This window comes from Sinorhizobium sp. NFACC03 (genome assembly GCF_900103435.1).
Classification (GTDB): Bacteria; Pseudomonadota; Alphaproteobacteria; order Rhizobiales; family Rhizobiaceae; genus Ensifer.
On record NZ_FMXF01000006.1, the window covers coordinates 24,903 to 49,208 of the forward strand.

26 protein-coding genes are annotated in these 24,306 nt (G+C 62.5%); 16 read left to right on the forward strand and 10 right to left on the reverse strand.

Translation table 11 applies throughout. The features are described from left to right. The first annotated feature begins 70 nt into the window (after window positions 1–70). Together BLU35_RS11060 and BLU35_RS11065 are read left to right on the forward strand one after the other, a co-directional pair. Window positions 71–808 (forward strand): Bax inhibitor-1/YccA family protein, encoded by a 738-nt coding sequence (locus BLU35_RS11060; RefSeq protein WP_057254909.1) that lies wholly within the window; start codon window positions 71–73, stop codon window positions 806–808. 122 nt (window positions 809–930) lie between these two features. Beyond that, the gene (locus BLU35_RS11065; protein ID WP_058321793.1) at window positions 931–1,488 is read left to right on the forward strand and encodes a GNAT family N-acetyltransferase; all 558 of its coding nucleotides are present in this window, start codon (window positions 931–933) and stop codon (window positions 1,486–1,488) included. Window positions 1,489–1,712: 224 nt separating this feature from the next. On the opposite strand, the gene BLU35_RS11070 is transcribed toward BLU35_RS11065, so the two are convergent. The 3 genes from BLU35_RS11070 to acnA all read right to left on the reverse strand — a co-directional run bounded on the left by BLU35_RS11070 (window position 1,713) and on the right by acnA (window position 6,101). After that, window positions 1,713–2,117: a DUF2794 domain-containing protein gene (locus BLU35_RS11070; protein ID WP_058325742.1), complete on the reverse strand. Its 405-nt coding sequence runs from the start codon at window positions 2,115–2,117 to the stop codon at window positions 1,713–1,715. Window positions 2,118–2,430: 313 nt separating this feature from the next. Further along, window positions 2,431–3,204, reverse strand: coding sequence for a DUF1223 domain-containing protein (locus BLU35_RS11075; protein WP_082616169.1), 774 nt, complete (start codon window positions 3,202–3,204; stop codon window positions 2,431–2,433). Between the two features lie 206 nt (window positions 3,205–3,410). Then, complete coding sequence (acnA, locus tag BLU35_RS11080) at window positions 3,411–6,101, reverse strand: aconitate hydratase AcnA (RefSeq protein WP_093233075.1); 2,691 nt, start codon at window positions 6,099–6,101, stop codon at window positions 3,411–3,413. Window positions 6,102–6,369: 268 nt separating this feature from the next. Here acnA and ccmA point away from each other — a divergent pair, with 268 nt between their 5' ends. From ccmA to BLU35_RS11105, 5 genes are all read left to right on the forward strand, one after another. Beyond that, complete coding sequence (gene ccmA, locus BLU35_RS11085) at window positions 6,370–7,020, forward strand: heme ABC exporter ATP-binding protein CcmA (RefSeq protein ID WP_057254912.1); 651 nt, start codon at window positions 6,370–6,372, stop codon at window positions 7,018–7,020. 36 nt (window positions 7,021–7,056) lie between these two features. Continuing rightward, the gene (gene ccmB, locus BLU35_RS11090) at window positions 7,057–7,716 is read left to right on the forward strand and encodes a heme exporter protein CcmB (RefSeq protein ID WP_034802831.1); all 660 of its coding nucleotides are present in this window, start codon (window positions 7,057–7,059) and stop codon (window positions 7,714–7,716) included. Between the two features lie 164 nt (window positions 7,717–7,880). Further along, a complete protein-coding gene (locus tag BLU35_RS11095; protein ID WP_058325741.1) occupies window positions 7,881–8,651 on the forward strand; it encodes a heme ABC transporter permease in 771 nt (256 codons plus the stop codon). After that, complete coding sequence (gene ccmD, locus BLU35_RS11100; protein ID WP_082640735.1) at window positions 8,648–8,824, forward strand: heme exporter protein CcmD; 177 nt, start codon at window positions 8,648–8,650, stop codon at window positions 8,822–8,824. Before BLU35_RS11095 ends, ccmD begins: the two co-directional genes overlap by 4 nt. Continuing rightward, window positions 8,821–9,429 (forward strand): DsbE family thiol:disulfide interchange protein, encoded by a 609-nt coding sequence (locus tag BLU35_RS11105; RefSeq protein ID WP_058321685.1) that lies wholly within the window; start codon window positions 8,821–8,823, stop codon window positions 9,427–9,429. Before ccmD ends, BLU35_RS11105 begins: the two co-directional genes overlap by 4 nt. Window positions 9,430–9,717: 288 nt before the next feature. Here the strand turns inward: BLU35_RS11105 and BLU35_RS11110 are convergent, their stop codons facing one another. The 6 genes from BLU35_RS11110 to BLU35_RS11135 all read right to left on the reverse strand — a co-directional run bounded on the left by BLU35_RS11110 (window position 9,718) and on the right by BLU35_RS11135 (window position 16,140). Further along, window positions 9,718–10,311: a DUF2585 domain-containing protein gene (locus tag BLU35_RS11110; protein WP_093233076.1), complete on the reverse strand. Its 594-nt coding sequence runs from the start codon at window positions 10,309–10,311 to the stop codon at window positions 9,718–9,720. After that, window positions 10,308–10,940: a septation protein A gene (locus BLU35_RS11115; protein ID WP_093233170.1), complete on the reverse strand. Its 633-nt coding sequence runs from the start codon at window positions 10,938–10,940 to the stop codon at window positions 10,308–10,310. The genes BLU35_RS11110 and BLU35_RS11115 overlap by 4 nt, the downstream gene beginning before the upstream one ends. 108 nt (window positions 10,941–11,048) lie before the next feature. Next, the gene (ftsY, locus tag BLU35_RS11120) at window positions 11,049–12,836 is read right to left on the reverse strand and encodes a signal recognition particle-docking protein FtsY (RefSeq protein WP_093233077.1); all 1,788 of its coding nucleotides are present in this window, start codon (window positions 12,834–12,836) and stop codon (window positions 11,049–11,051) included. 18 nt (window positions 12,837–12,854) lie between these two features. Next, window positions 12,855–14,129 carry a tRNA (N(6)-L-threonylcarbamoyladenosine(37)-C(2))-methylthiotransferase MtaB gene (mtaB, locus tag BLU35_RS11125; protein WP_093233078.1) on the reverse strand — a complete coding sequence of 425 codons (1,275 nt, stop codon included), beginning with the start codon at window positions 14,127–14,129 and terminating at the stop codon, window positions 12,855–12,857. Further along, entirely contained in the window at window positions 14,126–15,031 is a 906-nt protein-coding gene (gene dapF / locus BLU35_RS11130) for a diaminopimelate epimerase (RefSeq protein ID WP_176907211.1), read from the reverse strand. The genes mtaB and dapF overlap by 4 nt, the downstream gene beginning before the upstream one ends. Window positions 15,032–15,123: 92 nt before the next feature. Beyond that, window positions 15,124–16,140, reverse strand: coding sequence for an MBL fold metallo-hydrolase (locus BLU35_RS11135; protein ID WP_093233079.1), 1,017 nt, complete (start codon window positions 16,138–16,140; stop codon window positions 15,124–15,126). 208 nt (window positions 16,141–16,348) lie between these two features. Between BLU35_RS11135 and BLU35_RS11140 the strand changes: the two genes are divergently transcribed. The 6 genes from BLU35_RS11140 to trmD all read left to right on the forward strand — a co-directional run bounded on the left by BLU35_RS11140 (window position 16,349) and on the right by trmD (window position 20,735). After that, complete coding sequence (locus tag BLU35_RS11140; RefSeq protein ID WP_245295995.1) at window positions 16,349–16,738, forward strand: MarR family winged helix-turn-helix transcriptional regulator; 390 nt, start codon at window positions 16,349–16,351, stop codon at window positions 16,736–16,738. Between the two features lie 256 nt (window positions 16,739–16,994). Next, window positions 16,995–18,560, forward strand: a complete 1,566-nt coding sequence (ffh, locus tag BLU35_RS11150; protein ID WP_093233080.1) for a signal recognition particle protein — start codon at window positions 16,995–16,997, stop codon at window positions 18,558–18,560. Between the two features lie 13 nt (window positions 18,561–18,573). Then, complete coding sequence (locus BLU35_RS11155) at window positions 18,574–18,909, forward strand: chorismate mutase (protein ID WP_065374094.1); 336 nt, start codon at window positions 18,574–18,576, stop codon at window positions 18,907–18,909. 37 nt (window positions 18,910–18,946) lie between these two features. Next, a complete protein-coding gene (gene rpsP / locus BLU35_RS11160; RefSeq protein ID WP_057254922.1) occupies window positions 18,947–19,321 on the forward strand; it encodes a 30S ribosomal protein S16 in 375 nt (124 codons plus the stop codon). A gap of 146 nt (window positions 19,322–19,467) precedes the next feature. Then, entirely contained in the window at window positions 19,468–20,031 is a 564-nt protein-coding gene (rimM, locus tag BLU35_RS11165; protein WP_065374096.1) for a ribosome maturation factor RimM, read from the forward strand. An 11-nt stretch (window positions 20,032–20,042) separates the two neighbouring features. Next, complete coding sequence (gene trmD, locus BLU35_RS11170) at window positions 20,043–20,735, forward strand: tRNA (guanosine(37)-N1)-methyltransferase TrmD (protein ID WP_058321797.1); 693 nt, start codon at window positions 20,043–20,045, stop codon at window positions 20,733–20,735. On the opposite strand, the gene BLU35_RS11175 is transcribed toward trmD, so the two are convergent. Continuing rightward, window positions 20,717–21,463 (reverse strand): sulfite exporter TauE/SafE family protein, encoded by a 747-nt coding sequence (locus tag BLU35_RS11175; RefSeq protein ID WP_058321798.1) that lies wholly within the window; start codon window positions 21,461–21,463, stop codon window positions 20,717–20,719. The genes trmD and BLU35_RS11175 overlap by 19 nt on opposite strands. A 326-nt stretch (window positions 21,464–21,789) precedes the next feature. Between BLU35_RS11175 and rplS the strand changes: the two genes are divergently transcribed. The 3 genes from rplS (at window position 21,790) to BLU35_RS11190 (ending at window position 24,099) form a co-directional block, all read left to right on the forward strand. Continuing rightward, the gene (gene rplS, locus BLU35_RS11180; RefSeq protein WP_057254924.1) at window positions 21,790–22,332 is read left to right on the forward strand and encodes a 50S ribosomal protein L19; all 543 of its coding nucleotides are present in this window, start codon (window positions 21,790–21,792) and stop codon (window positions 22,330–22,332) included. Window positions 22,333–22,458: 126 nt separating this feature from the next. After that, entirely contained in the window at window positions 22,459–23,268 is an 810-nt protein-coding gene (locus BLU35_RS11185; RefSeq protein WP_057254925.1) for a basic amino acid ABC transporter substrate-binding protein, read from the forward strand. Window positions 23,269–23,277: 9 nt separating this feature from the next. After that, the gene (locus BLU35_RS11190) at window positions 23,278–24,099 is read left to right on the forward strand and encodes an amino acid ABC transporter permease (RefSeq protein WP_057254926.1); all 822 of its coding nucleotides are present in this window, start codon (window positions 23,278–23,280) and stop codon (window positions 24,097–24,099) included. Window positions 24,100–24,306 lie beyond the last annotated feature (207 nt).

Here is a 24,306-nt window from a genome sequence, read left to right on the forward strand (position 1 = left end):
CCAGCCTTCCAAAGCGAGACTGTTCGCCGCCCGACACCGTAACTTCCACCGGAGCTTAAATGAGGAAACAATGGCTGATCTGAGAAACTACCAAACCCGAATGTCGCCCGCCGGCGCTCAGGCGGGTGCCGTGATCGATGAGGGCCTTCGCGCGTACATGCTGAAGGTCTACAACCTGATGGCCCTGGGCCTGGCGATCACCGGCGTGGCAGCTTACGGAACCTATGCGCTTGCCGCCTCCAATCCGGCATTCGCCCAGCTCATCTACGCTTCGCCCCTGAAGTGGGTCGTGATGCTGGCGCCGCTGGCGATGGTCTTCTTCATGAGCTTCCGCATTAATTCGATGAGCGTCTCCGCAGCACAGACGACGTTCTGGATCTATGCCGCCCTGATGGGCCTGTCTCTGTCGTCGATCTTCCTGGTCTTCACCGGCCAGAGCATCGTGCAGACGTTCTTCGTCACGGCCGCTTCGTTCGGCGCTCTGTCGCTCTACGGCTACACGACCAAGAAGGACCTGTCGGGCTTCGGCACGTTCCTGATCATGGGCCTCTTCGGCCTGATCATCGCGTCGATCGTCAACATCTTCCTTGCTTCGTCGGCCCTCGGCTTCGCGATCTCCGTGATCGGTGTTCTGATCTTCGCTGGCCTCACCGCCTACGACACGCAGAAGATCAAGGAAATGTACTACGAAGCCGATGACAGCACCGTTGCCGGCCGCAAGGCGATCATGGGCGCGCTGACGCTCTACCTCGACTTCATCAACCTGTTCATGTTCCTGCTGCAGTTCATGGGCAACCGGAACAACTAAGCTTGAAACGAATAGCGGAAAAGGCGGCCTCGGCCGCCTTTTTTGTTGCCGGAAATAGTTGATCGCGTCCCGGCCCCCATGGGAGTAAAGGACGACGAAACCTCGAGATGCAGTTTACCGCCATGTCCCTGAGTCTGCGTGACGCCACCTTGGCCGACCTTCCTGCCATCGCAGCGATCTATCGCGAATCCGTACTGAACGGCGTCGCCACCTATGAGATCGAACCTCCTTCCGAAGCGGAGATGCGAAACCGCTTCGAGACGATCATCGGCAACGGCTACCCCTATGTGGTCGCATGCGATGGCAGCGGATCGATCGTCGGCTATGCCTATGCGTCCGCCTTCCGGACGCGCACGGCCTATCGCTTTCTGGTCGAGGATTCGATCTACCTGGCGCCGGAAGCGCGCGGCAAGGGTGCTGGCAAGGCGCTGCTCGTCGAACTCATTCGTCGTTGCACCGAGCTCGGCTTCCGGCAGATGGTTGCGGTGATCGGCGGTGCCCACCCGGCATCGATCGCCGTACACAGTTCGCTCGGCTTCGAGCATCAGGGCACGATGAAAGCGACCGGCTTCAAGCATGGCCGTTGGCTCGACACGGCGATCATGCAGCTCGCGCTTGGCGAGGGCCAGAAGAGCGATCCGCCGGAAGACGTCTATCCAGACACGCTCTATCAGAACTGATCGTCGCCTCGCGGACGCCCGACATGCGCTGATTGCAGTCGGCCGTCCCGGGGCGGGTCAAAGCCCTGCGTCGGAAGAGGTCGCCGCGCATCTCACCGGGACGCCGGTGCGGATCAGGTCTTAAGGCGCGTCGCGATCTTGCAGGTCCGCTCCCAGCGCTTCAAGCTTCTGATATTTCGCAGGTCGTTATTGCAAAACCGCTGCGTAGTTTTGCGCGACCTGCTTCAGGTTTCCACCAGCTTCAGGACCTTGTCGAACACCTTGAGCACCTGGGCGAGCTCGTGGCCGCGTTTCAGGATCGTGCCGTGAATGTTCAGCACGCTATAGGCGCCCTGTTTCGTCGACAGCTTCGGGTTCTTCTCGATCCGGTAGAGCGGCATTTCTCCCGAACGCTTGAACACCGAGAAGACCGCGCGGTCCTTCAGGTGGTCGATGGCGTAGTCCCGCCATTCGCCTTCGCCGACCATTCGACCGTAGACCCAAAGGATCTGGTCCAACTCGCGGCGATGGAAAGTGATGGGGGGAGGGTTCTTGGCGTTCTTGTATTCGTGAAGATGGACGACCACTTCGGAAGTGGTCTCGCGCTGATGGCGCGCCTCGCCTTGCGGCAAATCCGGCTCATCGGTCATCGGCAATCCGGCCTTCTGTTGTGACAGAACGATAACAGTGTGCCTGACGTGAGCCGAAAAGCAAGCCGGAAGCCGTTGGACGAAGAGGGCATTTCTTACCTCTGCCCCATTTCAGTCAAATCGCCGCCCCAATTCACCGCAAAACTCGCGAGCGCTGACGGACAGAGTCGTTGCCACCGTATGTCCGGTCAGGTCGTCATGCTGCGGGAGTTCACCGAACGCAGCCATGGCCGGTTCGGTCCGGTAACTTCGAACCCTCAGCCCCAGCCCCTCGATGCTGCCGGGCCGAACCACCCCCTTGCGCCGCGCCCGCTTACAATTTGCCTTGCGGGCCGGCGAGCACGGCCGTGGCGCCGATGATCGCGCCCGGCGTTTCCTTGTCCTTCATCGATTGCAAGAGAACGGCACAGCCGCTGTTGCCGGGCCGCTCGGTCAGAACCGTTGCGGGAAGGGTGAAGGTTGCCGGCTTTCCGTCCCACATGCCGATCGTCTGAATGTCGCGCACGGCATGCCAGTAGGGGATTTCCTTGCCGCTGTTCTCCCCCTTCTCCATCTTCACCACTTTCGCGCGGTCGAAATAGACGACGACGACGTTCGCCTTGCCGATGCCGCTACCGACGTTGATCTGGATTTCTTCGCCCTCAATCTTCGCCTCGACGGGAACGGCAAGCCCCTTGCCTTCGGCCTTCATCGTCTCCAGCCGCGTCTTGATCGCCTGAAGATTGCCGCCGTTGACATGGTCGCGCCCGTTCAGGATCGCCTGGGGCGTATAGACGCCATTGCGGCCGAGCATGCGCGCATAGGCGTATTGCCGTTCGGTATTTTCCTTGGAGGCCAGGGTGTCCGCCCAACCGAGATAGTTCCAGTAGTCGACATGGTAGGCGAGCGCCACGACGTCACCGCCATCGACAAGGGCCTTCAGTGCCGCATCGGCCGGCGGGCAGGAGGAACAGCCCTGGCTGGTGAACAGTTCCACGACGCCTTTGATCACCTGTCCGTCCTGTGCCCCGGCCGGTGCACCAGCGGCTGCGAACAGCCCGAAAGCCAGTGCAAAAGGGCGAATGAAAGAACGGTCTGCGGATGTCATGGCGTCACTTCGTTGGGGGCCGTCGGCCTACTCCTTATGGGGGAGTTCATTACATACGCCGGCCACGCATCAACGGGAAGTCACGTTGGAGTGAGGTGACGGGTGAGCACGGGCTTGTGTTGGGACGTTTTGGGATTTGACGACCAAAGAAAGAGCCGGGGCGCCTTTCGACGTCCCGGCTCCAATGCTTTGCCATGGTCTGGCGATCAGGCGGCGAGGTCGCGCAGAACCGTCTGCAGGATGCCGCCGTTGTTGACGTAGGTCACTTCGTCCAGCGTATCGATCCGGCAGATCAGCGGAATTTCCTTCACGCTGCCGTCGCCATAGGTGACCTTGGCAACGCGCTTTTCGCGCGGCTGGACATTGGCGAGGTTGTCGATGGTGACGATTTCATCGCCCTTGAGGCCCAGCGATTCCCAGGTCGTGCCCTCTTCGAAGACGAAGGGGATGACGCCCATGCCGACCAGGTTCGAGCGGTGGATACGCTCGAAGGACTGCGCGATGACGGCCTTGACGCCGAGCAGGTTGGTGCCCTTCGCAGCCCAGTCGCGCGACGAACCGTTGCCGTATTCGACGCCGGCGAAGATGACGAGCGGAACGCCCTCTTCCTTGTACTGCATGGCGGCGTCGTAGATCGACATCTCTTCCTTCGACGGATAGTGGATGGTGTAGCCACCTTCCTTGCCGTTCGGGCCGAGCATGTGGTTACGGATGCGGATGTTGGCAAACGTGCCGCGCATCATCACCTCATGGTTGCCGCGACGGGTACCGTACTGGTTGAAGTCGGCAACGCCGACGCCATGACCGATGAGGTAGGCACCAGCCGGCGAGGCAGCCTTGATCGAACCGGCCGGCGAGATGTGGTCGGTGGTGATCTTGTCGCCGAACAGACCGAGGACGCGCGCGCCCTTGATGTCCGAGATGCCTGAGCCGGACTTGCCCATGCCGACGAAGTAGGGTGGGTTCTGCACGTAGGTCGAGCCATCGTCCCAGGCGTAGGTCTGGCCCGGAGGAACCTGAACGGCCTGCCAGTTTTCGTCGCCCTTGAAGACGTCGGCATACTTGGTCGCGTAGAGTTCACGGGTGACGTACTTGAAGATGAACTCCTGGATTTCCTTGGAGGTCGGCCAGATGTCCTTGAGGAACACCGGGTTGCCGTCCTTGTCTTCGCCGAGCGGTTCGTTGGTCAGGTCCTTCTGGACCGTACCGGCGAGTGCATAGGCAACGACGAGCGGCGGCGAGGCGAGGTAGTTCGCCTGAACGTCCGGCGAGATACGGCCTTCGAAGTTGCGGTTGCCGGAGAGAACGCCGGCAGCAATCAGGCCCTTGTCGTTGATCGTCTTCGAGATCGGGGCCGGCAGCGGACCGGAGTTGCCGATGCAGGTGGTGCAGCCGAAGCCGACGAGGTTGAAGCCGAGTGCGTCGAGGTCCTTCTGCAGGCCCGACTTGGCGAGGTATTCACCGACGACCTGCGATCCCGGTGCCAGCGAGGTCTTGACCCACGGCTTGGACTTCAGGCCCTTGGCAACCGCGTTGCGGGCGAGCAGGCCGGCTGCAATCAGCACCGACGGGTTGGAGGTGTTGGTGCACGACGTGATCGCAGCGATGGCAACGTCGCCATGGCCGAGATCGAAGTCGGTGCCATCGACGGCGTAGCGGTTCGAAAGCTGGCCCGGCTTCTTGTAGTCGCCTTCGAGCGCGGTTGCGAAACCGGATGCGATGCTTTCGAGCGGGATGCGGCCTTCTGGACGCTTCGGACCAGCCATAGCGGGAACGACGTCGCCGAGGTCGAGTTCCAGCGTGTCGGTAAAGACAAGCTCCGAGCCGTCACCGTCGCGCCACATGCCCTGGGCCTTGGAATAGGCTTCGACGAGCGAAATGCGCTGCTCTTCGCGGCCGGACATGGTGAGGTAGTTGATGGTTTCGCTGTCGACCGGGAAGAAGCCGCAGGTCGCGCCGTATTCCGGACCCATGTTGCCGATGGTCGCACGGTCAGCGAGCGTCATGTTGTCGAGGCCCGGGCCGAAGAATTCGACGAACTTCGAGACCACGCCCTTCTTGCGCAGCATCTGAACGACCATGAGCACGAGGTCGGTCGCGGTGACGCCCTCTTTCAGCTTGCCCGTCAGCTTGAAGCCGATGACCTCAGGCAAAAGCATGGAAACCGGCTGGCCGAGCATGGCAGCTTCCGCCTCGATGCCGCCGACGCCCCAGCCGAGAACGCCCAGGCCGTTGATCATCGTGGTGTGGCTGTCGGTGCCGACGCAGGTGTCCGGGTAGGCGGTGATTTCGCCGTCTTCTTCACGGGTCCAGACGGTCTGGCCCAGATACTCCAGATTGACCTGGTGACAGATGCCGGTGCCGGGCGGAACGACGCGGAAGTTCTTGAACGCCTGCTGGCCCCACTTCAGGAAGCGGTAGCGCTCGCCGTTGCGCTGGTATTCCAGCTCGACGTTGCGGGCAAAGGCGTTCGGCGTGCCGAATTCGTCGACGATGACGGAGTGGTCGATGACGAGGTCGACGGGAACGAGCGGGTTGATCTTTTCCGGGTCGCCGCCGAGCGAGACCATGGCGTCGCGCATGGCAGCGAGGTCGACGACGGCGGGAACGCCGGTGAAGTCCTGCATCAGCACGCGGGCCGGGCGGTAGGCGATTTCGTTTTCAGCCGTGCCCTTGTCGTTGAGCCAGGCGGCAACGTTCTCGATGTCCTTCTTGGTGACGGAGCGGCCGTCTTCATTGCGCAGCAGGTTCTCGAGCAGAACCTTCATCGAGTAGGGCAGCTTGGAAACGCCGGCGAGACCGTTCGCCTCCGCCTTGGGCAGGCTGTAATAGACGTAGTCCACACCGTTGACGGTGAGCGTGGAGCGACAATTGAAGCTGTCTAGGGATTTGGACACTGGATAATACCCCGTTCCGTCTGATCGCCAAAAACTGACGTACGAACGCCCGAGCGCAATGAAGCGCGAATTGGGATGCGGGTGCGGCCATTTCCGCTGTCCGTACGTGGAAATTCATTCCATGTTCGGCGCTAGGATGAAATTCACGCCGACCGCTGGCGTGTTGGCCGCCTTATAGATAATTTCTCCAAAACGTGCCAGAGCAACGAAGGTCCAATTGGAACTTTTTTTGCTCTGCGGAAGACACGCGAAGGGAAGTCTAATATTCATGCGCCTGCTGGCTGAAGGTTTGAGTGCGAAGCGCGGCGAGGATCTGATTTTTAACGATATTTCCTTTGCGCTCGATACCGGTGAGGCCCTTGTGGTGACGGGGCCGAACGGCTCGGGAAAGTCGACTTTGCTGCGGGTTCTGGCCGGGTTGCTGAGCCCCGAAAGCGGACATTTGAAACTTGAGAACGCCCCCCCAGAAATAGCTCACCCATCGGAGCTCAGCCACTATCTCGGGCATCGCAACGCGATGAAGCGCGAATTGACCGTCGCAGAAAATCTTTCCTTCTGGCAGCGTTTCATGGGCGATTCGCCCGGCGGCGTCGGAATCGCTCTTACCGAGGCGGTCGAAGCGGTCGGCCTGCCTGATATCGCGCATCTGCCCTTCGGATATCTCTCGGCCGGTCAGCAACGCCGCATGGCGATGGCGAAGCTGCTCGTCGCCCATCGCCCGATCTGGATTCTCGACGAGCCGACCGCGGCACTCGACGCCGGCGCCGATCGGCTGTTTGCCGACCTGGTAAAGGCGCATCTCGGGAAGGGCGGCATCGTGATCGCAGCGACGCATCAACCGCTGGGGCTCGATCAAACGAGGGAATTGCACATGAAGGGCTTCGAGCATTTCGCGGGAGGGCTCTGGCATGATGCGTAAAAGCGCGTCCGTGCTCGCTGCCGGGAGAGTGCCGGCATGATCGCGCTCTTCTTCCGCGATCTGAAGCTGTCGATACGCGCCGGCGGCGGCGCGATGATCGGCGTGCTCTTCTTCATGACCGTGGTCGCGGTCATTCCCTTCGGCGTCGGCCCGGATCTGAACCTGCTTTCGCGCATCGGCCCGGCGATCCTCTGGATCGGCGCGCTGCTCGCCTCGCTACTCGGTCTCGACCGCCTGTTCCAGGCGGAGCGGGACGACGGTTCGCTCGACCTGATGCTGATGCAGGAGACGCCGCTGCTTTTCACCGTCTTCGTCAAATGCGCGGCCCATTGGGCAGCGACCGGCCTGCCGCTGGTGATCGCCTCGCCCTTGCTCGGTCTCTTCATGAACATGAGCGAGATCGCGATCGGCGCCACCATGCTGACGCTTCTGATCGGCACGCCGGCGATCACCTTCATCGGTGCGGTCGGCGCTGCCGTCGCCGTGTCGCTGCCACGCGGCGGGCTGCTGGTGTCGATCCTGGTGCTGCCGCTTGCGATCCCGGTGCTGATCTTCGGCGTCAGCGCCGTCTATGCGGCGATCGAGGACCCGGCGCCGTTCCTGCCGCCCCTGATGATCCTCGCGGCGATCACCCTGTTCTTTGCCGTCATCGGGCCGGTTGCCGCCGCCGCAGCACTTCGGCACGCGTCCGATTGACGCAATAGGAGCGGAACGGCTGAAACAGTTTGCGGTTTTCCGTCGCAGCCGTCGCTAAGTCCTTCAGATCGATCACGTTTATGATTGAAGGCCCCAACTGATCGTGATCGGTCGATTGACGCGGATCAATTGCAGCAGGGGGACTTAAGCGTTAAAGAGCCATCATGAGCGAAAACAGCCTGGCCATCCGCAAATTCAGCGACCTCGCCAACCCGACACGGTTCCTGGCGCTGGCCGACCGTCTGCTGCCGTGGCTTGCCGGCCTGACCGCGCTGTTCTTCGCCGTCGGCCTCTGGCTGTCCTTCGCCACAGAAGGCGACTACCAGCAGGGCGAGACGGTGCGCATCATGTATGTGCATGTTCCGGCCGCCTGGCTGTCGATGATGTGCTATTCGGTGATGGCGCTGGCAGCGCTTGGCACGCTCGTTTGGCGCCATCCGCTGGCAGATGTTTCTTCGCGCGCGGCAGCACCGATCGGCGCCTGTTTCACCTTCCTGGCGCTCGTCACCGGCTCGCTCTGGGGCAAGCCGATGTGGGGCACCTGGTGGGTCTGGGACGCGCGGCTGACCTCGGTCTTTGTGCTGTTCCTCATGTATCTGGGACTGATGGCGCTCAACCGCGCGATCGACGATCCTGCGCGGTCTTCCAAGGTTTCCGCGGTGCTGGTGCTCGTCGGTTTCGTCAATATCCCGATCATCAAGTTCTCGGTCGAATGGTGGAACACGCTGCATCAGCCGGCGAGCGTCATGCGGCTCGATGGGCCGACGATCGATCCGGAGTTCCTGTGGCCGCTGATCGTGATGGCGGTTGCCTTCACGCTACTGTTCTTCACGCTGCACATCGCCGCCATGCGCAACGAAATCCTGCGCCGGCGCGTCACGGCGCTGCGCCGTCTGGCGGCGCGTAGCGCCGGCCGGGGAGGCCGCACGAAATGATGAGCCACGCCGCCTACGTCTTTACCAGCTATGGAATAGCGACGCTGACGGTTCTAGGCCTGATCGCCTGGGTGGTTCTGGATGGGCGCGCGCGTCGGCGTGAGCTTGCCGAACTCGAAGCCTCGGGCATTCGCAGGCGCTCCGCCGAACCGGCATCGGGAGAGACACGATGACCAGCACTCCTGCGCCCGGCAGCGACGAGCGCAAACCGGGGCCGATGCGTTTCGTGCTCGCGGCACTGCCGCTCATCATTTTCGCCGGGCTTGCGGCGATCTTCTGGAGCCAACTCAATTCCGGCAAGGACGTGAGCGAGATCCCGTCCGCACTGATCGGCACGAAGGCGCCGAAACTCGACCTTCCTGCACTCGAAGGGGCGACCCGCGATGGCCAGCCGATGCCGGCGCTGACCGACGTGGCGATCAAAGGCAAGCTGACGCTCGTCAACGTCTGGGCCTCCTGGTGCGTGCCCTGCCGTCAGGAGCATCCCTTCATTCTGGAACTGTCGAAGGACCCGCGGCTCACCGTCGTCGGCATCAATTACAAGGACCAGAACGAAAACGCGCTGCGTTTCCTCGGCGAGCTCGGCAATCCATTTTCCGCCGTCGGCGTCGACCCCCGCGGCAAGGCGGCGATCGATTGGGGTGTCTACGGTATTCCGGAATCCTATCTGGTCGGCGCCGATGGCACGATCCTCTACAAGCGTGTCGGCCCGTTCGACGAGAACAGCGTCAAGAATGGACTGCTGCCGGCGATCGAGAAGGCCGTTGCGGGCTCGTGAGTGGTAGTTTGGAAATGCTGCCAACGGCTTAGTGGTTTCCGGGCGGATCACCTACCTTGCCTCATTCCTGTGCTTGTCACAGGAAACCAGCCGCACCGCGTCGGCGGCGCGTGGGGCTTTCTCTTTCCGGTTACCGGAAGCTAGCGCGGTTAAGTCTTCCGCCGCGCGGACGCGCGGCTGCTGGATCCCTGTGATATCCGAGCAAAAGCTTGATGAGACTGCATTGCCCATATGCGCTGGGCAAGCTGTGCAAGCCGGATTCGACGGGCGCGCCGGAGACGAGCCCGACTAAATCCCAGCCTGCCAGTCCCTGACGGCATCGAGCGGCCAGACCAGCATCAGCACGTTCAAAGTGAGATTGTCGCGGATCAGCCAGCCGGTGAAAAGCTCGAAGACGATGGCGATCGTGACCGTCAGCCAGACGGGCATGCGGGCCGCGAACATAAAGCCCGCGACCATCGCCAGGGTGTCCATGGTCGAATTCAGGATGCTGTCGCCGAAATAGTCGAGCGAGATCGTCGCCGATCGGTAGCGGTTGATCACCATGGGGGTGTTTTCGGCGATTTCCCAGGCGGATTCGATCGCCATCGCCAGGAAGAGCTTTGCCGTCAGCGGCTTGCGGCGCAAAAGCAGGTGGCCGAGGCCGTAGAACAGGAAGCCGTGGATGATGTGGGAAGGTGTGTACCAGTCGGCGATGTGCTGCGAGTTGCCGCTGGATTTGACGACGGGTTCGAAGAGTTTGACGTAGCCGCAGTCGCAGATCCAGATGCGACTCATCAGATGCTGGGTGACGATCTGTATCAGCAGAACCGCGAAACAGGCGGCGAGCCAGAGGAGTGCGTGCCGGTTGCGGCTGTCATTCTCCTCAAGCGCGGTGCTCACTCGGCGTTCTCCTGGTCAAGCGAATGTTTCATGATCAAGGGCATCTGGGCGAGCGTGAAGAGGATGGTGATCGGCATCGTGCCCCAGACCTTGAAGGCGACCCAGAAATCGGTCGAGAACGAACGCCAGACCACTTCGTTGAGCACGGCCAGGAACAGGAAGAACAGGCCCCAGCGCAGCGTGAGCTTGCGCCAGCCGTCCTCGTCGAGCTTGAAGGCGGAGTGAAAGACGTAGCCGAGCAGCGACTTACCGAAGAGAAGACCGCCGAGCAGGATCGCGCCGAACAGCGTGTTGACGATCGTCGGCTTCATCTTGATGAAGGTGTCGTTCTGCAGCCACAGCGTCAGCGCACCGAAGACGAAGACGACGATGCCTGAGATCAGCGGCATCATCGGCAGGGTGCGGGTCAGCATCCACGAGACGGCGAGCGCGATCGCGGTCGCGGCCATGAACAGGCCGGTGGCGATGAAGATCGGGCCGCCGAGCTCGGCGAGCGCCGGAAAATGCCCGGCCAGCCATTCGCCGCGCGAATTGGCGAAGAAGAAGACCATCAGCGGTCCAAGCTCCAGCACCATCTTGAGCAAGGGGCTGACTTCCTTCTGCGGCTTGGTAGCCTCGATCGACGACATTTCCGGGTCCTGTTTCTGCATGTGCCTGCTGCTCATAACACCAGCTTTGCGGCAAAACCATATCAAGGCAACGGGCTCGCGCAAATGCGCGGGCGCAGAACGGCCTCGTCAGGCGGCAACGCCGGCGATCGCCTCGGCGAAATCCTTGGCCTCGAAAGGCTCCAGATCGTCGATGCCTTCACCGACGCCGATGAAGTAGACCGGCAGCTTGTGCCTGGCGGAGATGGCAACGAGGATGCCGCCGCGCGCCGTGCCGTCGAGCTTGGTCATGATCAGACCGCTGACGCCGGCGATATTGCGGAAGATCTCCACCTGCTGCAGCGCGTTCTGTCCGGTCGTGGCATCGAGCGTTTGGAGCACCGTGTGCGGTGCATCCGGATCGAGCTTGCCGAGCACGCGCACGATCTTCTCAAGTTCGGCCATCAGCTCCGCCTTGTTCTGCAGGCGGCCGGCGGTGTCGATGATCAGCACGTCGGACTTCTTCTCGCGCGCCTGCTGGAACGCTTCATAGGCGAGACCGGCGGCATCGGCGCCGAGCTTGGAGGAAACGATGTCGGACTTGGTGCGCTCCGCCCAGATCTTCAGCTGCTCGATCGCCGCGGCGCGGAAGGTGTCGCCGGCGGCAAGCATGACCTTGAGGCCTGCGCCCGAAAGCTTGGCGGCGAGCTTGCCGATCGTCGTGGTCTTGCCGGTACCGTTGACGCCGACCACCAGAATGACATGCGGCTTGTGGCTGAGGTCGAGCTCCAGCGGCTTGGCGACGGGCGAAAGCACCTTGGTGATCTCGCCGGCCATGATGCGCGAGACGTCCTCGCCGGAGACATCCTTGCCATAGCGCTCGGAGGCGAGCGTGTCGGTGATGCGCATCGCGGTTTCGACGCCGAGGTCGGCCTGGATCAGCAGGTCTTCAAGGTCCTGCAGCGTTGCTTCATCGAGCTTGCGCTTGGTGAAGAGACTGGCGATCTGGCCGGTCAGTTGCGACGAGGTGCGGGCAAGGCCGCGGCGCAGGCGCTGGTACCAGGTGACCTTTTCCTTCGGCGCGGCGAGGGGCTCGTCCTTGGGCTTGTTGTCGGTGGTCGCGAAGCCCTTGGGAAGGGCAGGGGCTGCGGCGGCTACCTCTGCTTCGCCGGCCTCGGTCGGCGCGACTTCGGCCACTGCTTCTGCAGCGTCGCTCTCTGTGGTTTCGAAGCTTTTGGGGAGGGCTGCGGCTTCACCCCTCTTTGCCCTGCCGGGCATCTCCCCCACAGGGGGGGAGATTGCGCTGGGCTCGCCCACGGCGTCAGCTACGGGCGTTTCGGCTGTCGTGATGTCGCGTAGTTCCGCTTCGGCATCGTCCGCAGTTGGCAACGCTTCTGCGGTGCCCTCGATGGTCTCGGCCACGTGGGAGGTTACGACGATCTCAATGGAATCCGCTGGGGAATCCGCTGGCTTCTCGTCGGCAACAGCTTCCGCGGTCTCGGTGGTTAGAGACGCATTGTCGATGGCTGCCTTGGTCTCCGTCTGATCTCCCTCCTTTTGGGGGAGATGTCCCGAAGGGACAGAAGGGAGTATCGCAACGCTGTCCTCAAACGGTGTGGCCCCGGCCTCGTCACGCGTCAGCTCTTCGGCATCGTCGGAAGCCGGACCGCCCGCAGTCTCGATCTCGGCTTCGAGCACCGGATCGTCCTCGGAGAGCGGCAGCGTCTCGATATCGACAGGCGGCTCGAAGGCGGCGTCCGGGGTCTCTTCGGCAATTTCAGCCGCGGCGACAGGCGCAGACGGTTCCACCACCTCGACACTTGGCTCCACCTCTGGCGAAGAGACAATCGTCTCCTCGGGCACACCTTCCGGCGGCTTCGTTTCCTCCACCGCGCCCTTGCCGAAGGTGAAGATCCTCTTGATGAAACCCATTGCCATTCAGGAATTCCGCATAAATCAGGCCGCAGCCATCTGTTTTACCTGCATCGTCAGATGCTTGCCATTGTGGCCGGTGATTAAGACCGGGACAAGCGCGCGGGCCTTCAGGCCGGCGGCATCGACGAGCGTGAAGTTTTGTGTGTGGGCGAGCCCGTTGTTTTCGACCAGGATCGTCTGCTCGCTGCCGACCATGCCTGCGAGGTGGCGGGCGTAGAGCGTTGCGCCAACCGCGCGCAGACGCGCGGCGCGATCCTTGACGAGCGCCCGATCGAGCTGTGGCATACGTGCTGCCGGCGTTCCAGGACGCGGGCTATAGGGAAAGACGTGCAGATGGGCGATGCCGCAATCCTCGGCGAGCTTCGCGGCATTCTCGAACATCTCTTCGGTTTCCGTTGGGAAGCCGGCGATCATGTCGGCGCCGAGACTGATCTCGGGGCGCAGCCGCCGGACCTGATCGGTGAAGGCACGGGCATCGGCGCTCGAATGACGGCGTTTCATGCGCTTGAGGATCATGTCGTCGCCATGCTGCAGCGACAGGTGCAGATGCGGCATGAAGCGCGCTTCATCGGCGATCAGGTCGAAGAGGTGTTTGTCCGCCTCGATGCCGTCGATCGAGGAAAGGCGCAGGCGGCGGATCTCCGGCACCTGCTTCAAGAGCGTCTTGGCGAGAAGGCCGAGCGTCGGGGCACCCGGCAGGTCGGCGCCGTAGCTGGTCGCGTCGACGCCGGTGAGCACGATCTCGCAGTAGCCTGTTTCAACGAGCTTGCGCGCCTGGTCGACCACTGCACCCATCGGCACGGAGCGGGAATTGCCGCGGCCATAGGGAATGATACAGAAGGTGCAGCGATGATCGCAGCCGTTCTGGACCTGGATGAAGGCGCGCACGTGGCCGTCGATGTGCTTGACCATCTGCGGTGCCGTCGCACGCACGCTCATGATATCGTTGACGCGCAGCTTCTCTTCCGCCGAAACGCCGAAATCGGGCAGCGAGCGATAGGATGCGCTTTTCAGCTTCTCCTCGTTGCCGAGCACGGCGTCGACCTCGGCCATTTCGGCAAAGGTCTCTTTTTCCGTCTGCGCGGCGCAGCCGGTGACGATGATGCGCGCATGCGGATTGTCGCGACGGGCACGACGGATTGCTTGGCGCGCCTGGCGCACCGCCTCGCCGGTGACGGCGCAGGTGTTGACGAGGATGGCGTTGTTCAGCCCCGCCTTCTCGGCTTCGGCCCGCATCACTTCGGATTCGTAGGTATTGAGACGGCAGCCGAAGGTTATGACCTCGACGCCGCTCAAAGCGCCCGCGCTCCGCTGCCCGCGCTCTTCGCCTCGTCGCGCTGCCAGGTGCCGGTGGTCGGGTTCAGCGTGCCGGACCATTCCCATTCGGCCGGGCCGGTCATGATCACGTGATCGTCGCGCTCGCGCCATTCGATCGTCAGCGGCCCGCCAGGCACGTTGACGATGACGTTGCGGTCGGTGCGCTCGGTGCGGGCGGCGCTGACGGCAGCGGCACAGGCGGCAGAGCCGCAGGCGAGCGTCAGGCCGGCGCCACGCTCCCACGTTCTCAGATCAAGCTCGCCACGCGAAAGGACACGCGCAATCGAGATGTTGGCGCGCTCAGGGAAGATCGGATGGTTCTCGAGCAACGGGCCGAAGCGCTCGAGATCGTAGGACCAGACGTCGTTGTCGACCCAGAAGATCGCGTGCGGATTACCCATCGAGGCGACCGACGGCGAATGCAGCACGGGATTGTCGATCGGGCCGATCTGCAGCTCGATGCGGCGCGTGTCGTGGAATTCCTCGGAAAGCGGGATTTCGTTCCAGGCAAAGCGCGGGGTTCCCATGTCGACGGATATGGTGCCGTCGTCGTGTTCCTTGGCTTCGAGCAGGCCGGCGACCGTATGAAAGAGGAAGGCCTTCTTGCCGGTTTCGGCGGCGAGCGCCTGGACGACGCAGCGCGTGCCGTTGCCACAGGCCTGGGCCATGGAGCCATCGGAATTGACGATGTCGATCCAGGCATCGGTGCCGGTGGCCTTCGGGTCGTGGATCGCCATGATCTGGTCGAAGGCAGTTGCTGCTTCGGCATTGAGCGCGATCGCGGCTGCCGGCGTCACCCGGTCTTTCCGACCGCGCATGTCGACGACGAGGATCTTGTTTCCAAGCCCGTTCATTCTGGCGAATTGCACGTTGTCGGTCATGTGGCGATGGTCCAAACCGGCCCGCGTCAAGCAGGGCACCCTTCATTCGCGCTGTATATGGCGGAAAAGCCCGGAAATTACCAGTGCCGCCTTCATTCCGCGGCCGACGCAACGGCAGGCACGTCGAAGATCTCGCCGGGGCGCAGCGGCCGGAAGCGGGCGCGGGCGATGCCGGCCGCATCAAGCGCCCGTTCCAGCGCCAGCCGCGGCTCGTCGACGCCCTCGTCTGTCAGGCGGAACGTGCCCCAGTGGTGGCCGGCGACATGAGTGGCGGCGCAATCGATCATGCCGCGCACTGCCTCTTCCGGATTCTGGTGCTGGTCCTGCATGAACCAGCGCGGTTCGTAGGAACCGAACGGCAGGTTGGCGAGGCGGAACGACCCATGTTTTTCGCGGGCGGCCCGATAGTTTATGCCGTCATGAAAGCCGGTATCGCCGACATGGTAGATCTTGCCTGCCGGAGTCTCCAGAACGAAGGCGGCCCAGAGCGCCATGCGGCGGTCGCGCGAGCCGCGGGCCGACCAGTGATGGCACGGCTCCGCATGGATCACGATGTCATCACCGCAATCGACCCGGTCGTTCCAGTCGACCACGGTTATCTCGGCATCGGGAACGGCGTGGCGGATGATCGTGTCGTTACCGAGCGGGGTGATGATCCGGGGCGCGTGCTCCTCCTGCAGTGCGGCCAGCGTTTCTACATCGAGATGGTCGTAGTGGTTGTGGGTGACGAGCACGATGTCGATCGGCGGCAGATCGTCGAGCTCGATGCCGGGGGCGTTGTAGCGCTGCGGTCCGGCAAACGCGAAAGGGCTGGCGCGACGCGCCCAGACGGGGTCGGTGAGAATGTTCACGCCGTGCACCTGGATGAGCAACGTCGCGTGGCCGACCATCGTCACGCGCAGGCGTTCGCCTTCGACGCTGAGGTCGGGTTTCACTTGCTCGAACGGACTTGGATTGCGCGCCGGCCAGCGTGCCTTGCCACCAGCGAACTGCCAGCGCAGCAAATCAGCCATGCCCTTGGGCGGCCTGCCGCCGGGATTGAAGAAGCGCGTCCCGTCGAAATGGTCGGAGACGGAGCCTCGATAGTATGGATTGTGCGATTTCTTCATCCCGAGCCTTTCGGCATGTCTTGTGATTGCATGAGATGGTGCGCCGGCGCATCCGATGGAAGATCGGGCTTTAACAAATTCTTGAAAACAGCAACTGGATTGCTATCGTGCTTTCATGCTCGTTCGATTCGACCCGCATGAACGCCTCTACAAGACCCTTCGGCTGGTCCGCTCCGTCCATCTCAATATGCAGCGAGCGTCGGAGCATATGCTCGATGGCGCGGGTATATCCGTGGCGGAGCGCGCGGTTCTCGAACTTTTTTACGAAGTGCAGCTGACTGTGCCGGACGCGGCGCGACGCCTGTCGATGAAACGGCAGTTCGTGCTGCGCATCGTCACCGGGCTGATGGACAAGCAATTGCTGGAACGGCAGCCGAATCCGGAGCACCGACGCGCCTATCTTTGTGTCCCGACCGCCGCCGGACGCGATCTGTTCGAGGAAATCCATCGCCGCGAAGTCGAGATGCTGCACGCCTTGCTCGGCGATATCAATCAGACCGAAGTGGTGGCTACGCTCCGGGTGATGACGCGGGTGGCGACGGCCTTTGAGCAGCTGGCGGGCGAACTGGATGCAGCCGTCGAGGGCGAGGCGCTCTGAGCCAAAAAAGCCGTCATTGCCCTGCCGTCCTTGACTTTTGCCGCGCTTTCCTGTTTATCCGCCGCAATTCCTTCGCAAGCTCAAGTCTTCGAAGCCGCCGACCGGGTCCCGTAAAGGTGTAAAGAGAACCCGGAGGTCAACATCCGACAGCGCGTTGCGCCCTCGGGTGGTTTTTGGCTTTGCGCCTTGTTTTCTGCGCGAAGGAACCCACGTTTCCGGCGAGTTGATCGCCACCGGAAACCAGAAGGAAGTGAGAATGTTCGAGAGCCTCCAGGACCGCCTTGGTTCCATATTGAATGGACTGACCGGCCGCGGCGCATTGTCGGAAGCCGATGTTTCCGCTGCGCTTCGCGAGGTTCGCCGTGCGCTGCTCGAAGCCGACGTCGCGCTCGACGTCGTGCGCTCCTTCACTGAAAAGGTTCGCGAAAAGGCCGTCGGCGCCGAAATCCTGAAATCGATCAAGCCTGGCCAGATGGTCGTCAAGATCGTCCATGATCAGCTGATCGAGATGCTCGGCTCCGAGGGAGTCACCATCGACCTCAACGCGCCGGCGCCGGTTGTCATCATGATGGTCGGTCTGCAGGGCTCGGGTAAGACGACCACCACCGGCAAGATCGCCAGCCGGATGAAGACGCGGGACAAGAAAAAGGTCCTGATGGCTTCGCTCGACACGCGCCGCCCGGCTGCCCAGGAGCAGCTGCGTCAGCTCGGCGTGCAGACCGGCGTCGATACGCTGCCCGTTATTACCGGCCAGTCGCCGACCGATATCGCCGCGCGCGCGGTCCAGGCCGCCAAGCTCGGCGGTCATGACGTCGTCATCCTCGATACCGCCGGCCGTACCCATATCGACGAGCCGCTGATGATCGAGATGGCGGAGATCAAGCGGAAGTCCAATCCGCATGAAATCCTGCTCGTCGCCGATGCGCTGACCGGTCAGGACGCCGTCAATCTTGCCCGCAGCTTCGACGAACGCGTCGGCATCACCGGCCTGGTGCTCACCCGTATGGACGGTGACGGCCGAGGCGGTGCAGCGCTTTCGATGCGTGCCGTCACCGGCAAGCCGATTAAGCTCATCGGTGTCGGCGAAAAGATGGGCGAACTTGAAGAGTTCCATCCGCGCCGTGTTGCCGACCGCATTCTCGGCATGGGCGACATTGTCTCGCTGGTCGAAAAGGCGGCCGAGAACATCGACGCCGAAAAAGCGGCCGCCATGGCCGCCAAGATGGCCAAGGGCAAGTTCGACCTCAACGACCTCGCCGACCAGCTTGGCCAGATGCAGAAGATGGGCGGCATGGGCGGTATCATGGGCCTGATGCCCGGCATGGCCGGCATGAAGGACAAGATGGCCGCCGCCGGTCTCGACGATAAGCTGTTCGGACGCCAGATCGCCATCATCTCCTCGATGACCAAGGCCGAGCGCGCCAATCCGGACCTGCTCAAGCATTCGCGCAAGAAGCGCATTGCCGCCGGTTCCGGCACCGATGCCGCCGACATCAACAAGCTTCTGAAGATGCACCGCCAGATGGCGGACATGATGAAGATGATGGGTGGCAAGGGCAAAGGCGGCATGATGAAGCAGATGATGGGCGGCCTTGCCAACAAGATGGGGCTTGGTGGCCTCGGCGGCGGCGGTGTGCCCGACCTGTCGAAGCTCGACCCGAAGCAGCTCGAAGCGCTGCAGAAGCAGGCGGAAGCAGCCGGCCTCAAGCCGGGCGGCATGCCGGGTCTTGGCGGCGGTGGCCTGCCGGGTCTCGGCGGCGCCAAGCTTCCGGGCCTCGGTGGCGGTTTCCCCGGCCTTCCCGGCCTGCCGAAGAAGAAGTGAGGATCGGTGAGAGATGATTGATCCCGAAATCAAACAGGAATTGGCGGGTTACCGGCAGTCGATCGACAACATCGATGCCGCACTCGTCCACATGCTGGCCGAACGCTTCCGCTGCACCCAGGCAGTCGGCGTTCTCAAGGCCAAGCATGATCTGCCGCCGGCCGACCCGGCGCGCGAAGAATACCAGATCGAACGCCTGCGCCGCCTGGCCAAGGATGCCAATCTGGATCCGGATTTCGCCGAGAAGTTCCTGAACTTCATCATCAAGGAAGTCATCCGGCATCATGAAGCCATCGCCGCCGATCGCTCGCACAACGCGGGCAACGCCGGCACAAACCATTCCGCTTGAACGAAGCGGTCAAGAAAGCCTGCAAGGAGTAATTGAAATGGCACTGAAAATTCGTCTCGCCCGTGGCGGTTCCAAGAAGCGTCCGTACTACCAGATCGTCGTTGCTGACGCCCGCAGCCCGCGTGACGGCCGCTTCCTCGAGAAGATCGGCTCCTGGAACCCGATGCTCGGCAAGGACGACGAAAAGCGCGTCGAGCTCGACGCCGAGCGCATCGCTCACTGGATCGCCCAGGGCGCCCAGCCGACCGACCGCGTTCTGCGCTTCCTCGACCAGGCTGGCCTCGCAAAGCGTCCGGCTCGCAGCAACCCGACCAAGGCCGTTCCGGGCAAGAAGGCTCAGGAGCGCGCTGCTGAAGCCAAGCAGAAGGCTGAAGACGCCGCTGCTGCCGCTGCAGAAGCTGCCGCAGAATAATAGCCGGCAAATGGTTTGAAGCGGGATGCAAGGGCTTCCGTCCGCGTCCGCTTCCAACCTGTCGTGACTTTAAGGAAACGGGTGGCATTTCCATGCCGCCCGTTTTCCGTTATGTGCACCCTGAACTCCCGAAATGGACGCGGACGATGAGCAAACTCGAAAACCCGGTTCTGATGGCGACGATCGGCGCGGCGCAAGGCTTGCGCGGCGAGGTCAGGGTCAAATCCTTTACTGACGACCCGACGGCGCTCGGCGACTACGGCAATTTGCACAGCGCCGACGGACGTGTTTTCGAGGTGCTGGAAATCCGCGAGGCGAAGAACGTCGTCATCGTGCGCTTCCGTGGTGTCAACGATCGCAACGCCGCCGAGGCGCTTAATGGTCTTGAGCTGTTCATCGAGCGGGACAACCTGCCGGACGACGACCTCGACGAGGACGAGTTCTTCTATGCCGATCTCGAAGGGCTGGAAGCGATCGACGGCAATGGCACCAGCTATGGCAAGGTCAGCGGCGTTTTCGATTTCGGCGCCGGCGATCTTCTGGAGCTGAAAGGTCCGGGCAGACGCCCGGTGCTCATCCCCTTCACCGAATGGTCGGTGCTGGAGATCGACCTGGAAGCGGGCAAGCTACTGGTCGATCCGGTGGCTGCCGGTCTTTCCGAGGACAAGGACCAGGATTCGGGCAATCCGTTTTCCGCCAAGCGCAAGTGAGCGATGCGGCGATGACTTTTCGCGCGACTGTCCTGACGCTCTATCCCGAAATGTTTCCGGGCCATCTCGGCGCGTCCCTTTCGGGCAAGGCGCTAGAGCGCGGCCAATGGTCGATCGAGCCGGTGCAGATCCGCGATTTTGCAGAGGACAAGCACCGCACCGTCGACGACACGCCGGCCGGCGGCGGAGCCGGCATGGTGCTGAAGCCGGATGTGCTGGCCCGCGCGATCGACCATGTCTCTGAGGGTGACGACCGTCCACGGCTGTTGATGAGCCCGCGCGGTCGCCCGCTGACGCAAGAGCGGGTGCGCGAGCTCGCGGCCGGGCCTGGCGTCGTCATCGTCTGCGGACGCTTCGAAGGCGTCGACCAGCGGGTGATCGATGCCCGCGGCCTCGAAGAGGTTTCCATAGGCGACTATATACTTTCGGGCGGCGAGCCGGCGGCACTGACACTGCTCGATGCCGTGGTGCGCATCCTGCCGGGTGTCATGGGCAATGAGCTTTCAGGCGTGCATGAGAGCTTCGAGGGCGGCCTGCTCGAACATCCGCACTACACCCGCCCGCAGATATTCGAGGGGCGCGAGATCCCGGCGGTGCTGACCTCGGGCAATCACGGCGCCATTGCCAAATGGCGCGAGGCAGAGGCGCGGCGTCTGACGGCCGAGCGCAGGCCCGACCTTCTCGATCAGCCCGTGAAGAAATAATAGGCGGCAAGCAGCAGGCCGACGGCGACCACCAGCGCGCGGATGACGGCTTGGGGTACCCTCCGAGCCGCCCAGACGCCGCTGTAGCCGCCAAGTGCTGCCCCCGGCACCATGATTGCCGCATGCAGCCAGGAGACGACGCCGCCGGCGGCGAAGACGACGATGGCGATTGCCGCAATCACGATCGAGATGAAGTTCTTGAGCGCGTTCAGCCGGTGATAGCCGCCGCCGGTCGCCAGCCCCAACACCGCCAGCATCATGATGCCCATGCCGGCGCCGAAGAAGCCGCCATAGATGGACGTGACGAACTGGGCGCCGATGCCGGCCGGATTGATCGCATGCTCGTCGACGCGCGCCTTGGGCTTCAAGAGCGGCCCGGCGGCGAAGATCGCCGTCGCGGCGAGCAGCAGCCAGGGCACCAGAGCACGAAAGGAGGCGTTGGAAAGCGAGATGAGAAGCAGTGCGCCGGCAAGGCCGCCGAGCGCCGAGATCACGCCGAGCAGGACGGCGTATCGTCTGTCGGCGCGGATCTCCTTGGCATAGGCGAGTGCCGAGGTGATGTAGCCCGGGAACTGGATGATCGACGAGGTCGCGTTGGCGACGATCGGCGACAGGCCGCCAAGCGTCATCGCCCCGAAGGTCAGGAACGTTCCGCCGCCGGCGATGGCATTGACGACGCCGGACAGGAAGCCGGCCGCAAACAGCATGAGCACTTCAAAGATATGCATGGTCTCCCCCGACCCACCACGCTCGGGATAGCCGGTGGCAGGGATGGCCGCAAGCCCGTCCGCTCGGACAATCGAGCATGCATCCATCCGGGTTTTCTGATAGAAAGGCGTTTCTTGCCGCGGATCGCCGAGAAAATATGGCTTCCGGGGATGACAAGGCGGATCGATTGGTGTATGTGCCGGCCCGGTTCGGGTTCTGTGCCCGTCGACCAAAACAAAGAATGGCGAATCCGCTCCTGCCGGTTTCCGGCAAGACCTGAAGGCAAGCCCGACAGGTTCATCGAGAGCGCTCTGGCTGTTTCAGAAGAACTTGAAAGGTTAAACCGATGAACATCATCCAGCAGCTGGAAGCCGAACAGGCCGCCAAGATTGCCGCCAAGCGCACGCTCCCCGAATTCTCCGCCGGCGACACGCTGCGCGTCAACGTCCGCGTTGTCGAAGGCAGCCGTACCCGCGTTCAGGCCTATGAAGGCGTCTGCATCGCTCGTTCGGGCGGCGGCATCAACGAAAGCTTCACCGTTCGCAAGATCTCCTACGGCGAAGGCGTCGAGCGCGTATTCCCGGTTTACTCTCCGCTCGTCGAAAGCGTCGAAGTTGTTCGCCGCGGTAAGGTCCGTCGCGCCAAGCTCTACTACCTGCGCGATCGTCGCGGCAAGTCGGCTCGTATCGTCGAGAACACCGGCACGCGCGCCCGCAAGCTGAACGACGCCGAGCGCCAGGCCGTTGCCGAGGAAAAGGCACGCATCGAAGCTGAAAAGATCGCAGCAGCTCAGGCTCTCGCCGCCGAAAAGGCAGCAGCCGAAGCAGCAGAAGCCAAGGCCGCTGCAGAAGCCGCCGAAGCCAAGGCAGCAGAAGCTGCAGCGGAATAAGATTTCAATCCATTCGGATTGTTGGAAAGGCGGCCTCAGGCCGCCTTTCTTTTTTGGTACTATGCGCTTGTCTTTCCGACGGAATTTGTGACATTTTCCGCTGCCACACTTTTCGGGAGCCCTCCAATGACAATCCGTCGCCACGTGCTTGCGGGCATCGCAGCTGCACTTGCCGTTCCTTTCGCATTTTCTGCACCGGCTGTTGCCAGCGATCTGCCCGATCTCGGCGGCAAGACGGTTGTCGTCGTCACGGAGAACGCCTACCCGCCGCTGCAGTTCGTCGACCCCAAGACCGGCGAGGCCAAAGGCTGGGAATACGACGCCATGAACGAGATCGCCAAGCGGTTGAATTTCAAGGTCGAATACCAGAACACCAGCTGGGACGCGATGATCCAGGCAGTGCATGACGGCCAGTACCAGATCGGCATGACCGGCATCACCATCAAGGACGACCGCAAGGAGAAGGTCGACTTCTCGGACCCCTACATGCGCTCGCAGCAGTTCATGCTGGTGCGCAGCGATGAAAACCGTTTCAACGACGGCAAGAGCTTCGGCGCCTTTGCCGACGGTCTCGTCGGCGCACAGCCGGGCACCTCGCCGTTCTACACCGCCGTCTACGAAATGCTCGACGGCAACGAGCAGAACCCACGCATCAAGCTGTTCGAGACCTTCGGTGCGACTGTCCAGGCGCTGAAGGCCGGCGACGTCGACGTGGTTCTGACCGACAGCGTCGCTGCCAAGGGTTATGTCGATTCCTCCGAAGGCAAGCTCAAGGTCGTCGGCGGTCCGCTCGGCACCGAGGATTTCGGCTTCATCTTCCCGAAGGGCTCGGACCTCGTTGCTCCGGTCAACGCCGCGATCAAGGCGCTGAAGGAAGACGGCACCTTCGATGCCCTCGATAAGAAGTGGTTCCTCGAATACAAGATGGGCGGCTGATCCGAGGCTATGGCCGCTCCGCAATCTCCTGACATGTCCGGCAAGGGCGACTATCCCTGGTGGTTGGTCGCCCTTCTTGTGATCGCGGTGGCGCTTGCCGCCGTGATCGTCAGCAATGACATCTTCTCCGAGGTCTTCACCGTCGTCTTCAAAGGCCTTGGCGTCACCGTCTTCGTAACGCTCATGGGCTTTGTTTTGGCGACGACGCTCGGCCTCGGTATTGCGCTGATGGCGCTGTCCGAGCACTCGTCGCTCCGGCAGATCGCGCGCTTCTACACCGAGATCATTCGCGGTGTGCCGATCCTTGTGCTTCTCTTCTATATCGCCTTCGTCGGGGCGCCGGCGCTTGTCGTCGCCGCCAATTTCATCTGCGCGCCGTTGATCGGCGCCGGCTGGATCGAGCCCTTCGTCGTTCGCGACATATCGCTGATGTGGCGGGCGATCATCGCCTTGATGATCGGCTATTCCGCCTTCATTGCCGAAGTGTTCCGGGCCGGCATCCTCTCGGTCGACAAGGGACAGATCGAGGCGGCCAAGGCGCTCGGGCTCTCGCGCTACCAGCGCTTTCGCCTGGTCGTCTTTCCGCAGGCAATCCGGGTGATCCTGCCGCCTCTTGGCAACGACTTCATCGCCATGGTCAAGGATTCCTCGCTCGTCTCGGTGCTCGGCGTCGCCGACATTACGCAGATGGGCAAGGTCTATGCTTCCGGTTCCTTTCGCTTCTTCGAGACCTATTCGATCGTCGCCTATGTCTATCTGGTGCTGACTATTGGTCTGTCGCTGGGATTGCGGGGTCTGGAGCGGCGGCTGCGGCGCGCGGAGGCCCGCTGAGCGCGATCACGCCAATTGCCGACCTGTCAAAAAATTGATATGAACGCGCTCATGGAATCCAAATTCGGATGTCGCGAACAGAAAATCGTCGTGCTGCAGGATCACAAGCGCCTGCCGGCACGCTTCTTTGCGCGCGTCCACGGGGCGCTCACAAGCCGCCTATCCTGATCTGCTGATCAGTGTTTCCGGCCGCCCTGCCGCCGGCTT

Coding starts and splice junctions, on each gene's coding strand:
- BLU35_RS11135 (WP_093233079.1), bottom strand. CDS start 16,140: ATGAAGAAATCGCACAATCCATACTATCGAGGCTCCGTCTCCGACCAT.
- BLU35_RS11190 (WP_057254926.1), top strand. CDS start 23,278: ATGGCCGCTCCGCAATCTCCTGACATGTCCGGCAAGGGCGACTATCCC.
- BLU35_RS11155 (WP_065374094.1), top strand. CDS start 18,574: ATGATTGATCCCGAAATCAAACAGGAATTGGCGGGTTACCGGCAGTCG.
- BLU35_RS11060 (WP_057254909.1), top strand. CDS start 71: ATGGCTGATCTGAGAAACTACCAAACCCGAATGTCGCCCGCCGGCGCT.
- BLU35_RS11175 (WP_058321798.1), bottom strand. CDS start 21,463: ATGCATATCTTTGAAGTGCTCATGCTGTTTGCGGCCGGCTTCCTGTCC.
- ftsY (WP_093233077.1), bottom strand. CDS start 12,836: ATGGCAATGGGTTTCATCAAGAGGATCTTCACCTTCGGCAAGGGCGCG.
- BLU35_RS11095 (WP_058325741.1), top strand. CDS start 7,881: ATGAGCGAAAACAGCCTGGCCATCCGCAAATTCAGCGACCTCGCCAAC.
- ffh (WP_093233080.1), top strand. CDS start 16,995: ATGTTCGAGAGCCTCCAGGACCGCCTTGGTTCCATATTGAATGGACTG.
- BLU35_RS11140 (WP_245295995.1), top strand. CDS start 16,349: ATGCTCGATGGCGCGGGTATATCCGTGGCGGAGCGCGCGGTTCTCGAA.
- ccmA (WP_057254912.1), top strand. CDS start 6,370: ATGCGCCTGCTGGCTGAAGGTTTGAGTGCGAAGCGCGGCGAGGATCTG.
- BLU35_RS11185 (WP_057254925.1), top strand. CDS start 22,459: ATGACAATCCGTCGCCACGTGCTTGCGGGCATCGCAGCTGCACTTGCC.
- BLU35_RS11105 (WP_058321685.1), top strand. CDS start 8,821: ATGACCAGCACTCCTGCGCCCGGCAGCGACGAGCGCAAACCGGGGCCG.
- rimM (WP_065374096.1), top strand. CDS start 19,468: ATGAGCAAACTCGAAAACCCGGTTCTGATGGCGACGATCGGCGCGGCG.
- BLU35_RS11065 (WP_058321793.1), top strand. CDS start 931: ATGTCCCTGAGTCTGCGTGACGCCACCTTGGCCGACCTTCCTGCCATC.
- ccmD (WP_082640735.1), top strand. CDS start 8,648: ATGATGAGCCACGCCGCCTACGTCTTTACCAGCTATGGAATAGCGACG.
- trmD (WP_058321797.1), top strand. CDS start 20,043: ATGACTTTTCGCGCGACTGTCCTGACGCTCTATCCCGAAATGTTTCCG.
- rplS (WP_057254924.1), top strand. CDS start 21,790: ATGAACATCATCCAGCAGCTGGAAGCCGAACAGGCCGCCAAGATTGCC.
- dapF (WP_176907211.1), bottom strand. CDS start 15,031: ATGACCGACAACGTGCAATTCGCCAGAATGAACGGGCTTGGAAACAAG.
- BLU35_RS11075 (WP_082616169.1), bottom strand. CDS start 3,204: ATGACATCCGCAGACCGTTCTTTCATTCGCCCTTTTGCACTGGCTTTC.
- rpsP (WP_057254922.1), top strand. CDS start 18,947: ATGGCACTGAAAATTCGTCTCGCCCGTGGCGGTTCCAAGAAGCGTCCG.
- BLU35_RS11070 (WP_058325742.1), bottom strand. CDS start 2,117: ATGACCGATGAGCCGGATTTGCCGCAAGGCGAGGCGCGCCATCAGCGC.
- ccmB (WP_034802831.1), top strand. CDS start 7,057: ATGATCGCGCTCTTCTTCCGCGATCTGAAGCTGTCGATACGCGCCGGC.
- BLU35_RS11115 (WP_093233170.1), bottom strand. CDS start 10,940: ATGTCGTCGATCGAGGCTACCAAGCCGCAGAAGGAAGTCAGCCCCTTG.